The organism is Bradyrhizobium sp. Mp19 (genome assembly GCF_029952935.1).
GTDB classification, from domain to species: domain Bacteria; phylum Pseudomonadota; class Alphaproteobacteria; order Rhizobiales; family Xanthobacteraceae; genus Bradyrhizobium; species Bradyrhizobium elkanii.
This window is the reverse complement of record NZ_JASAUT010000025.1, coordinates 94,774-106,818: the sequence shown is the minus strand read 5'-3', so window position 1 is coordinate 106,818 and position 12,045 is coordinate 94,774. Positions and strand designations below refer to the sequence as shown.

The following is a 12,045-nucleotide window of genomic DNA, read 5'->3' as shown; positions in this document are numbered from 1 at the left end:
CCCTAGTTCCCGCCGAGCACTTCAAGCTGCCCCACCCGGAGCAGTTCGATTCGCGGCCCACGTCGTGCTTCCACCCAGCCTCGTACACGAATCTTACGATTTTCCAGAGACTTGGGCGCAAGCCCGGCCGCCTCAAACGCAGGGACTATGCGCCTTGAAATAGTCGCAGCAAAGTCCTGAGTCCAGTTTCGACCGAAATTCAGGTAGGTCGTCGCGCCCGCCTGACGCACGGACAAAACCCTGCCCTCGACCACTGTAAAACGCCCGATCCCGGCCAAAATATCGGCGGAACTTTCGGCGTTTTTTATGACCGTGGCCTCGGCCCAAGTTCCCGATCGAGCGGCCCTCGCCTCGGCCTCGGCCGCCATTAGCGCCGTGGCGCAGTCCTTGTCGGCGGTCTCGGACGACACCAGCGCGAGGCCCTGGCGCAGCAGTTCGCTCTGCACGGGGATCTCGTGACCTGCGAGGAATGCGTAGGCCGGCTGCCGGCCGTAGCGGTCCGGCGTGTCGTCCTGTCCGCGCAGCGTCACCTCGCGGCCGACCAAAAGCGCCGTAAGCGCTGCCTTGGCTTTCGCCTTGTCGGCCACCTCGATACCGGCGAGCTTGACCTCGCGGCCGTCGTCCAGCCGAAGGCTGCGCGCATCGACGACGGCTGCGACGCGACCCTCGCCCTGAATTTCGAAATTGCAGCCAGTCGCTTCGGCGCGTCCGATGCACGCGCCGATCGCGAGGACGCATGCTGTCATCATCACCGCCCACGGACGGCAACGCCATGCTTTATCGCGTGGAGGCGTCATGCGGCACTCGTCACTCCGGTGCGCTCCGGTCGGAGCGTGGTCGCCAACAAGGACAGTCTGACGGAAAGATCGCTTCGGAGCCACCACAAGCGAAGCGAGATCGCATCGAGGGGTGCCATCATTGATTCGGTGGTCAATTTTTCTGCGGCGCTTCTCATCACGTGCACACGCGAGATTCGTGTTTCACATCAATGCGTGCCTGTCGCGGGACCAACTCGTCTTCAGCGACCCTCGTCGTGACGAAAATTGCCGTCCGATCGTGCGTCGAGCGGTCCTCACACGCGTCAACCTTACCCATTCATCATCTCAACTCCGTGCGCGGAATGAGAATTCGTTATTGTTGCCAATGACTTGCGGCGCAAGGTAACTATTCGGCAATTTTTTTGAAAGGCGACCGATTGCGGTCGCTCACGCATATTGCCGAGGTCCTTGTGTCGAATCCCGTTGTTCTGACGCTGACGACCAGCGATCCGCTCCACGATTATCTCCAGCTCTACAACGCGATCTCGGCGATCAGCGTCGGCGGCGGACTAGCGTCGGCCAACACCGACTACGTCATCAACTTCTCGACCTCCGGCAGCGCCCGCACATTGCAGCTGCTCGACGATCTGCCTGCCATCAACCTGATGAGCGGCTCGACGCTCACTTTCGACGGAAACTCCGACTACAACAATCAACTCGGTGGCCAGGACAACAGCGACATCATCGATGCGCGCGGCTATCAAGGCTTCGTCGTCACATCAGGCACAGTGACGTTCAAGAACCTCACGATCGTCAATGCGGTTGCGAGCGGCGGCAATGGCGGGGTCGGCGGTGGCGGCGGCGGCGCGGGCCTCGGCGGCGGCCTGTTCGTCGGACAGAACGCCAACGTCACGCTGAACAATGTCAATTTCGGCAGCAACACGGCCAAGGGCGGCGATGGCGGCGTGGTCGATCCTGCCGGCGGCGGTGGCGGTGGTGGCGGCATCGGTGCCGATGGCGGCAGCGGCAATGGTGGCGGCGGCGGTGGTGGCGGCTTCGGCGGCCAAGACTACTACGGCTACCACGGCAATGGCGGCAGCGGTTACAGCGAGGCGGGCTCCGACAGCCAGCATCCCTCGACCGGGGCGCAGACCGCGGGCGGCACACCGGCGACGATCGAAGGTGCGGCGGGCGGCGGACAGGGGGCCGACAATTACGGCGGCATCGGCTATGGCGCGCACGCCGGCGGTGGCGCGAGCGGCGGCGGTGGTGGCGGCGGTGTCGGTGGCGGCGGCGGCGGCATCGGTGGCGCCAACTCGGTGGGCGGCGGCCCCTCGGGCACCCTGATCGGCTTCGGCGGCGCGGGCGGCATGGGCGGCGGTGGCGGCGGCGGCATTTATGGCGGCGGCAACGGTGGTTTCGCCGGCGGTGGCGGCGGCTCCGGCAACGGCGGCGGATACGCGCATACCGGCGGCAATGGCGGCTTCGGCGGCGGTGGCGGCGGTTCGAACGGCACGCCCGGCACCGGCGGATTCGGCGCCGGCAGCGGCTCGCTCGCCGGCGGTGGTGGCGGCGGCCTTGGCGCCGGCGGCGACATCTTCGTTCAGCAAGGCGGCACGCTGACCGTGATCGGCGGCACCTTGATGGATGCGACCGAGACCGGCGGCACCGGTGCCAATGGTGCGGGCAACGGCTCCGCCTATGGCGACATCTTCATCCAGGGCACGATGGTCGTCACGCCGACGCACACCATCTCCTCCCCCTTCGCGGGCGGGCCGACGATATCGACGACGCTCACGATAGCTGACACGATCGCCGATGAGCGGGGCATCAGCGGCAGCGGCACGACCGGCAAGCTGGTCGTCTCCGGCGGCGGTACGCTGACGTTGACGGGTGCGAGCAGCTATGTCGGCGGCACGCAGATCGATGCCGGCAACACGCTCTCGATCACGGCCGACAACAACATCGGCGGTTCGGCCGGCGCGCTGATCCTCAACGGCGGCACGCTGACCACGACCGGCGGCTACAACTTCACGCACGACATTCAGCTCACCAGCAATGGCGGCACCTTCGACATATTGTCCGGCACGATCATCGACACCGGCTCGATCAGCGGCTCCGGTACGTTCATGCTGTCCGGCGCCGGCACGTTGCAGCTCGGGATGGGTCAGCTCGCCGGGCTGACCGGGACGTTCGGTCTGAGCAGCGCGCATCTGTCGCTGACATCGAGCGGCACTTTCGACGACACGCTCTCGGTCAGCGGCAATTCGATCCTGTCGATCGCGAACGGCAAGACCATCTCCGACACCGCCCTCGTGACCGGCAGCGGCAATCTCGGCGTCGACGGCGGCGGTACGCTCGTGCTTGGCCATGCCGCCAACACCTACGGCAGCACGACGATCTATTCGGGCACGGTGTGGCTCACCGCGGCCGGCGCCGCCGGGACCGGCAACATCTCGTTCTCGACCGGCATCGCCGGCACGCTGAAGATCGACAATGCCGCGCTGAGCGGCAATGCGTTCGCCAACACGATCGCGAACTTCAATCCCGGCCAGTTCATCGATCTGACCGGGCTGCAGTACAACACCCAGAATCCGTCGCTCAACACGGTCAGCCTGTCCGGCAACACGCTCTCGATCTCGAACGGCACCACGACCGATACGCTGACCCTTGCCGGCGTCGGCGCCGGGACCAGTTTCCAGCTCTCGCAGGATGCCAACGGCGGAACGATCGTGCAGGTCGTCTCGACCCGTGTCTTCAATGTCTCCAACGTCGCCGAGCTCAACGCGGCCATCCTGCAGATGGATTCCGGCGGGCAGAACGCCGCGCCGAATGCCAACTACACAATCAACATCACGGCGAACTTCAGCCTGACGTCGGAGCTGTACGCGCTCAATCTCTTGGGCGGATCGAGCGTCACGATCAACGGCAGCGACGGCCACGGCGGCACGCATACGATCGACGGCCTCAACGCCCAGCGTGGCTTCTTCGTCTATGCTGGCAACGTCAATCTCGAGAACCTGACCATCCAGAACACGGTGGCCGCCGGCGGCGGTGTCGTTCGCGGCGGCGGCGGTGGCGGCGCCGGGCTCGGCGGCGCGCTGTTCGTCTCGTCGAACGGCAGCGCCACCATCGACAACGTCACCTTCCACAACAGCGCAGCGATCGGCGGCAACGGCGGTGCCGGCGGCACTGGCAGTATCAGCTCCGGCTACGGCTACGGCGGCGGCGGCGGGATGGGCGGACGCGGCGGAAGCAGCGGCGGCGGCGGTATCGGCCTCGGCGCTCAGGGCGCGGACAGTGATCTCTTTAGAAGCGGTTCGCCCGGCATTATCCCCAACACCGCTGGGGGCGGCAAAGGGAGCGACGGTTACCTGATCTCGATCGGGGGCGGGACCGAGCTTTACTGGTATGGCGGAGCAGGCGGCGCCAACGGTGGAGGCGGCGGCGCGGCTGGGTGGATCGGCAGCGGCGTCCGCGCACCCTACGGTCCGGGCGGCGGTGTCGGCGGCGGCAACGGGGCTGATGGCGGCAATGGCGGCTTCGGCGGCGGCGGCGGCGATGGCGGCAACGGCGGCTTCGGTGGTGGCGGCGGCTACAATGGCGACGGTGGCTTCGGTGGCGGCGGTGGCATCGGCGGTGTCGGCGGCTTCGGCGGCGGCAACGGCGCGCCGGGCGGCGGTGGCGGCCTTGGCGCGGGCGGCGACGTTTTCGTCCAGCAAGGCGGTTCGCTGACCACTAAGAGCGGCTCGCTGTCGAACGATTCCGGCTTCAGCGCCGTCAAAGGCGGCACCAACGGCATCGGCCAGGCCAGCGGCTCGGGTTTCGGCTCCGGCATTTTCATCCAGGGCAACAACGATCTCAGCTTCGCGCCCGGCAGCGGCCAGACGCTGACTGTCGCAAACGACATCGCGGACCAGAGCGGCAACGGCGGCACCGGCGCCAATGCTGGCGTCGGCGGGCTCGCGATCAGCGGCGGCGGTACCGTCATCCTCGGCGGCAACAACACCTACACCGGCAACACCACGGTCAGCGGCGCCGGCACAAGGGTGTCGATCTCCGCCAACGTCAATCTCGGCGCGGTCACCAACGTGCTGAAGCTCGGCGACGGCACCGGCATCAGCTTCACCGACGGCTTCACGCAGACCCGCAACATCACCGTCGCCGGCGATCCGGTCTTCAATGTCGCGGCCGGCGAGACCGTCACCCAGAGCGGCGTCATCTCCGATGGCGCGACGCCTGGTGATGTCGAGGTGACCGGCGGCGGCCGGCTGGTGCTGTCCGCGCACAACACCTATTCGGGCGGTACCGTCATCAAGGGCTCGATCCTCGAGCTGGCGGCGAACGGCGCGGCGGGAACCGGCGCGGTCGCCTTCACCGACGGCAGCACCGAAAAACTCGTGCTCGATGCCGCGGCATTCTCCGGCACCTCGTTCAGCACGTCGATCACCGGCTTTGCCGGCGGTGACACCATCGACTTCGGCAACATCGGCTATGACGCCACGGCCACGCTGTCCTATGCGAACGGCGTGTTGCTGGTGAAGAGCGGCAGCGGCACGACGCTCGCCTCGCTGAACCTGAGCTTTGGGGCCGGCGCCTCGGCCGGCTCGCTGCTTCTTGGTTCCGATGGCTCGGCGACGCCGCATCTGGAAATCCGGTCGCAGGCGAGCATCGCCTCGATCACGGCTGACACCACCGATCATCTCACGATCCTGAACGCCGGCAAGGTTGTGACCATCACCGTCAACTTCAGCAACACGGTGAGCATGACCGGCGCGCCCGAGTTGCTGCTCAATGACGGCAAGGCCGCGACCTATCTCAGCGGCAGCGGCTCGCAGGCGCTGGTGTTCAGCTACACGGTGCAGGACGGCGACAGCACGTCTGATTTGCAGGTGCAGAGCCTCTCGCTCAACGGCGGCACGATCAGGGATCCCGGCGGCCAGGACGCCGACGTGACCCATGCGGCGACCGATTTGCATCTCGTGATCGACGCGATCGCGCCGACTGTGTCGGTTGCGGCGAGCTCGACCGCGCTGCTGGCCGGGCAGACCTCGACCGTCACCTTCACCTTCTCCGAGGCGGTCACCGGCTTCGCGCTGATGGACACGACGGTGAGCGGCGGCGCGCTCAGCAACCTCGTGCATGTCGGCGTCAACGCCGCGCACCAGGACATCTACACGGCAACCTTCACACCCGACGTTACAGACGCCGAGGCGGGCTCGGTGCAGGTCAACGCATCGAGCTATACCGACAGCGCCGGAAACGCCGGCGCGGCAAGCAGCGCGATCACCTTCACCGGCGATACCAAGGCGCCGACGGTGGCGGTTGCAGCCGATCACACCACGCTGGTTGCCGGCGATAGCGCGGTTGTCACGTTCACTTTCTCCGAGGCCGTCAGCGGCTTTGGATTGGGTGATGTCACTGTCCAGGGCGGTGCGCTGGGCAATCTCATCCATGTCGGCGTCGATGGCGCCGGTCACGACGTCTACACCGCGACCTTCACGCCCGACGTGACTAATGCCGAGGCTGGCTCGGTGCAGGTCAACGCGTCAAGCTATAGCGACGTTGCCGGCAATTCCGGCACGTCGAGCAACACGATCAGCTTCAGCGGCGATACCAAGGCGCCGACCGTGTCGGTTTCGGCTGACCATGGCACGCTGCTCGCCGGACAGACCGCGGTCGTGACCTTCACCTTCTCCGAGGCCGTCGCGGGCTTCGCGCTCGGCGATGTCAGCGTCAGCGGCGGCGCGCTGGGCAGCCTTGTCCATGTCGGCGTCAATGGCGCCGGCCAGGACATCTACACCGCGACCTTCACGCCCGATGTCACCAACGCCGAGGCTGGCTCGGTGCAGGTCAGCCCATCGAGCTACAGCGATACGGCCGGCAACGCTGGCGCCGCCAGTAACGTCATCAACTTCACCGGTGACACGCAGGCGCCGACGGTCTCCGTCACGCTCAATCCCGACACAGTGCTGGCCGGCGACCTCTCGGTCGCGACCTTCACCTTCTCGGAGGCCGTGTCGGGCTTCGCCCTTGGCGGCATCACCGTCCATGGCGGCGCGCTGAGCAATCTCGTGCATGTCGGGCTCAATAGCGCCGGGCAGGACGTCTACACCGCGACCTTCACGCCCGATGTCAGCGACACCGAGACCGGTTCGGTGAAGGTGAATGCGTCCGGTTACAGCGATGTGGCCGGCAATGCCGGCGCGGCAAGCAACACCGCCACGATCGGCGGCGATACGCTGGCGCCGACGGTGTCGATCGCGGCGGATCGTAACGCGGTGCTGGCGGGCCAGACCGCGCTGGTGACGTTCACTTTCTCGGAACAAATCGCGAGCTTCGCGCTCGGTGACGTCACGGTGCATGGCGGGGCGTTGGGCAATCTGGTCCATGTCGGCGTCAACGCATCGGGCCAGGACGTCTACACGGCGGTTTTCACGCCGGATGAAAGCAACACTGAAGCGGGCTCGGTGCAGGTCACGGCTGCGAGCTATATGGATATTGCCGGCAATACCGGTGCGGCGAGCGGCACCATCAATTTTACCGGCGATACCAGGGCGCCGACGGTGTCGGTTGCCGCGAGCCCGAGCACGGTGCTTTCGGGCCAGACTTCGGTTGTCACCTTCACCTTCTCCGAGCAGGTCGCGGGCTTTGCGCTCAGCGATACCGTCGTCGCCGGCGGCACGGTGACCAATCTGGTCCATGTCGGGCTCAACATGTCGGGGCAGGACGTCTACACCGCGACCTTCACGCCAGATATCAACGACGTCGTGGCGGGCTCGATCCGGGTCACCGCCGCGAGCTATGCCGACGTATCAGGCAATACCGGCGCGGCAAGCAATACCGCGACGATCGGCGGCGACACGCATCCGCCGACGGTATCGGTGGTGGCCGATCACACCCTGCTGCACGCCGGTGACGCCGCGCTGATGACGTTCACCTTCTCCGAGGCGGTCGCAGGCTTCGGGCTTGGCGACGTCACCGTCCATGGCGGCTTGCTGGGCAGCCTCGTTCATGTCGGCATCAACGGCGCAGGCCACGATATCTACACCGCGACCTTCACGGCCGATGTCACCGACCACCTGTCGGCCGATCTTTCGGTTGCGGGGGCGAGCTACACCGACATCGCCGGCAATGCCGGCGGAGCAAGCAACGCGATCGGCTTCACCGGCGACACCAAGGCGCCATCGGCGCCGACGCTAATGCTGCACCGGGACACCGGCGTCTCCAGCGCCGACCACATCACCAGCAATGCGCTGATCGATTACACCAAGTTCGATGCGGCCGACACGCTGCGCTACAAGGCCGACGGCGCGTCGGGCTTCTCGACGGCGGCGCCGGTCTTCACAACGGACGGCGTGCATTCCGTGACAGTGCAGGAGATCGACGCCGCCGGCAATGTCAGCGCGTCCTCCAACCTGACCTTCACCCTCGACACCACGGCGCCTCATCTCATCGGAATCACGGCGACGCCCTCCGGCGGCGTCGCGACGCCGGGTTCGCTGGTGCAACTGACGGTCGGGTTCAACGAGGCGGTGCACGTCAATGGCGGCACGCCGAGCCTGACGCTGAACGATGGCGGCACCGCAATCTACGACGCCGCGGCAACGGCGCTGCTCGGCGATTCCTCGAAGCTGGTGTTCGATCACATCGTGTCGTCGACCGATCGCGCCGGCTCGCTGGCGGTGACCGGCTTCGCCGCCAATGGCGCCGATGTCGTCGACCTGGCCGGCAATGCGGCTTCGCTTTCGGCGGTGTCCGCCGTCTTCGACGCCCTGCACATCAACGAGACCATCGTGCCGGCCTACACGCTCGGCGCCATTACGCGGCCGGAATTGCATCTGGATCTGGGCGGTCGCATCATCATGGATGCAACAGCATCGGCATTCGCCGGACATTATGGCATGCAGTACCTGTTCCTCGGCCTGCCGGCGGGAACGCCCCATCAGACCGTTCCCGACTTTCATCTCTGATCGCGGCGCGGCTGGAAGCTCCGGCGCGGCGCCTCATTCCGCTTAGCGGAAAACAGATTGCTGCCGCTGCGGCTTGCTGCAGTGCAGGCCATGCGGCATGATCCGGCCCTCGAAACGGACCTGATGGAACGAGGTCCGCGCTGCAAGGGAGGATTGGAATGAGACGAGTTTTGGCCGGCGTGTTGGCCTGTGCGTTTGCGATCTCGGCGAATGCGTCGCTGGCGCAGGACAAGCCTCCGCTGAAGCTCGGCGGCATCCTCGATATGTCGAGCCTCTATGCCGACATCACCGGCTCGGGCAGCGAAACCGCCGCCAAGATGGCGGTGGAGGATTTCGGCGGCAAGGTGCTCGGCCGCAAGGTCGAGATCGTGGTCGGCGACCATCTCAACAAGGCCGACCTCTCCGCCAACATCGCCCGCGACATGATCGACAACCAGGGCGTCGAGATGATCTTCGACGTCGCAGCATCCGCGACCGCGCTCGCCGCTGCCGAGATCGCCAAGGCGCGCAACAAGATCATCATGTTCAACGGTCCGGGTTCGATCCGCCTGTCCAACGAGGCCTGCGGCCCCTATACCGTGCACTACGTGTTCGACACCTTCGCGCAGGCCAATGTGACCGGCCTTGCCGCGGTGAAATCCGGTCTCGATACTTGGTTCTTCCTCACCGCGGACTACGCGTTCGGCCAGGACCTGGAAAAGGATACCAGCAATGTCGTGGTGAAGTCGGGCGGCAAGGTGCTCGGCAGCGTACGGCATCCGATCAACACCTCGGATTTCTCATCCTTCCTGCTGCAGGCGCAGGCCTCGAAGGCCAAGGTGATCGGGCTTGCCAATGCGGGCGGCGACACCATCAACGCGATCAAGCAGGCGGCGGAATTCGGTCTCACCAAGAGCGGCCAGAAACTGTCGCCGCTATTGGCCTTCGTCACCGACATCGACAGCGTCGGGCTCGAGACCGCGCAGGGCCTGTTGCTGGCGGAAGCCTTCTACTGGGATCTCAACGACGACAGCCGCGCCTTCACCAAGCGCTTCATGGAACGCACCAAGCGGGTTCCGACTTCGGCACAGGCCGGCGTCTATTCCTCGGTGACGCACTATCTCAAGGCGGTGAAGGCCGCCGGCACCACCGATGCGGCCGCCGTCATGAAGGTGATGAAGGAGACCCCGATCAACGACATGTTCACCAAGAACGGCAAGATCCGCGAGGACGGCCGTATGGTGCACGACATGTATTTGTTCGAGGTCAAGAAGCCGTCGGAATCGAAGGGCCGCTGGGACGACTACAAGCTGGTGGCGACCGTGCCGGGCGACCAGGCCTTCCAGCCGCTGTCGGAGTCGCGCTGCCCGCTTGTGAAGAAGTGACGAAGTGACGAAGTCACGCAGTCATCCCGGGGCGATGCGTTAGCATCGAACCCGGGATCTCGAGGTTCCGGGTCTGGTGCTAGCGCACCATCCCGGAACGACGTGGCAACAACCAACAACAACGAAAGGCAAAACGCCATGAGCGATAATCAGATGGTCCTCCAATCCCTCGACAAGGGCCTGCTCACCATCACCATGAACCGTCCCGATCGGCGCAACGCGCTCAATCCCGACATGACACGCGGCCTCGTCGAGGCGGCGCGGCGCGCGCAGGACGATACCGAGGTGCGCGCGGTGCTGATCAGGGGCGCCGGCGGCACCTTCTGCGTCGGCGGTGACGTCAAGTCGATGGCGGAAGGACGCGCACCGCTGCCGTTCGAGGCCAAGATGGCCAATCTGCGCCGCGGCATGGAGGTCTCGCGCATCCTGCACCAGATGCCGAAGCCGGTGGTGGCGCAGCTCGACGGCGCGGCGGCCGGCGCGGGCCTCTCGATCGCGCTGTCCTGCGATCTCCGCGTTGCCAGCGCCTCCTGCAAGATCACCACCGCCTTCGCCAAGGTCGGCTTCTCCGGCGATTACGGCGGCACCTATTTCCTGACCAAGATGCTCGGCAGCGCGAAAGCGCGCGAGCTCTACATGATGTCGCCGGTGCTGTCGGCGCAGGAAGCCTACAACCTCGGCATGGTCTCCAAGGTGGTGCCCGATGCCGATGTCGAGGCCGAGGCGCTGGAACTGGCGCGCTCGCTGGCGCAGGGGCCGTCGGTGGCGCTCGGCTACATCAAGCGCAACATCAACAATGCCGAGACCATGACGCTGGAAGCCTGCTTCGACGGCGAGGCGATCCACCACACGCGTGCCGGCGAGACCACCGACCACAAGGAAGCGGCCAAGGCCTTCGTCGAGAAGCGCAAGCCCACCTTCCAGGGGCAGTAACCATGGCCGAGTACATGCGGCTGCGGCAGATCTGCCTGGTGGCACCGCAGCTTGCGCCTGTCATCGCGGACATCTCCGCGATCATGGGCCTCGATGTCTGCTATCGCGACGGCAATGTCGCGAAATACGGCCTCGAGAATGCGCTGCTGCCGGTCGATACAATCCTGCTCGAAGTCGTGGCGCCGTTCCAGCCGGGGCCGGGCACGGCGGCCGGCCGCTTCATCGAGAAGACCGGCGGCCGCGGCGGCTATATGGCGATCTTCACGTGCGAGGATCCCGACGCGCGCGGCGCCAAGGCCAACGCGATCGGCGTGCGCACCGCCAACGTGATCACGCACGCGCCGTATCACGGCGTGCAACTGCACCCGCGCGACTGCCGCGCTGCCTTCATCGAGTTCAATCACACCGACGGCAGCGACGACGTGTTGGGACCGTATCCGCCGGCCGGCCCGGACTGGCAGAAGTCGATCCGCAAGGACACGACGCTGTCGCTGACCGAGGTCGAGATGCAGAGCCCCGAGCCTGAGGGGTTGGCGGCGCATTGGGGCAGGATCATCGGCATTCCCGCCGATGGTACCGTGGTGAAGCTGCCGAACGGCACCTTCCGCTTCGTCAAGGGCGACAGCGAGATCATGAGCGGCTTGACGTTCAAGGTCGCCGACAAGGCGAAGGTGCTGGAGGCCGCGAAAGCCAGAGGCTGTGCGGTGAAGGGCGACGAGTTCCTGCTCTGCGGCGTGACGTTCAAGCTGACGGCGTGATTTCGTAGCCCGGATGCAGCGAAGCGAAATCCGGGGCCGCGCTCTTCGCGGATGGAGCGTTCCCGGATTGCGCTGCGCACGATCCGGGCTATGTGTCTTTATTTCCCGTCATCCTGAGGAGCGCGCAGCGCGTCTCGAAGGATGCACGGCCCGGCTGGTGGCCGTCCATCCTTCGAGGCTCGCTCCGCTCGCACCTCAGGATGACGGGAAGGGCGGTTGAGCTAGCGGCGACGATTCAATATCGTCGAGCGCAACAATA

The 12,045-nt window shown here is 65.9% G+C and carries 5 protein-coding genes; 4 read left to right on the top strand and 1 reads right to left on the bottom strand.

What is annotated here, in order from left to right; all coding sequences use genetic code 11:
* Positions 1–2: 2 nt before the first annotated feature.
* Entirely contained in the window at positions 3–749 is a 747-nt protein-coding gene (locus tag QJT82_RS25490; RefSeq protein ID WP_028341865.1) for a thermonuclease family protein, read from the bottom strand.
* A gap of 479 nt (positions 750–1,228) precedes the next feature.
* Between QJT82_RS25490 and QJT82_RS25485 the strand changes: the two genes are divergently transcribed.
* From QJT82_RS25485 to QJT82_RS25470, 4 genes are all read left to right on the top strand, one after another.
* On the top strand, positions 1,229–8,731 hold the full coding sequence (locus QJT82_RS25485) for an Ig-like domain-containing protein (RefSeq protein WP_196238184.1): 7,503 nt from the start codon (positions 1,229–1,231) through the stop codon (positions 8,729–8,731).
* 158 nt (positions 8,732–8,889) lie between these two features.
* Positions 8,890–10,095 carry an ABC transporter substrate-binding protein gene (locus tag QJT82_RS25480; RefSeq protein WP_028341863.1) on the top strand — a complete coding sequence of 402 codons (1,206 nt, stop codon included), beginning with the start codon at positions 8,890–8,892 and terminating at the stop codon, positions 10,093–10,095.
* 138 nt (positions 10,096–10,233) lie between these two features.
* The gene (locus tag QJT82_RS25475) at positions 10,234–11,028 is read left to right on the top strand and encodes an enoyl-CoA hydratase (protein ID WP_028341862.1); all 795 of its coding nucleotides are present in this window, start codon (positions 10,234–10,236) and stop codon (positions 11,026–11,028) included.
* Between the two features lie 2 nt (positions 11,029–11,030).
* Positions 11,031–11,786 (top strand): hypothetical protein, encoded by a 756-nt coding sequence (locus QJT82_RS25470; RefSeq protein ID WP_028341861.1) that lies wholly within the window; start codon positions 11,031–11,033, stop codon positions 11,784–11,786.
* Positions 11,787–12,045: the final 259 nt, after the last annotated feature.

Coding starts and splice junctions, on each gene's coding strand:
- QJT82_RS25470 (WP_028341861.1), top strand. CDS start 11,031: ATGGCCGAGTACATGCGGCTGCGGCAGATCTGCCTGGTGGCACCGCAG.
- QJT82_RS25490 (WP_028341865.1), bottom strand. CDS start 749: ATGATGACAGCATGCGTCCTCGCGATCGGCGCGTGCATCGGACGCGCC.
- QJT82_RS25475 (WP_028341862.1), top strand. CDS start 10,234: ATGAGCGATAATCAGATGGTCCTCCAATCCCTCGACAAGGGCCTGCTC.
- QJT82_RS25480 (WP_028341863.1), top strand. CDS start 8,890: ATGAGACGAGTTTTGGCCGGCGTGTTGGCCTGTGCGTTTGCGATCTCG.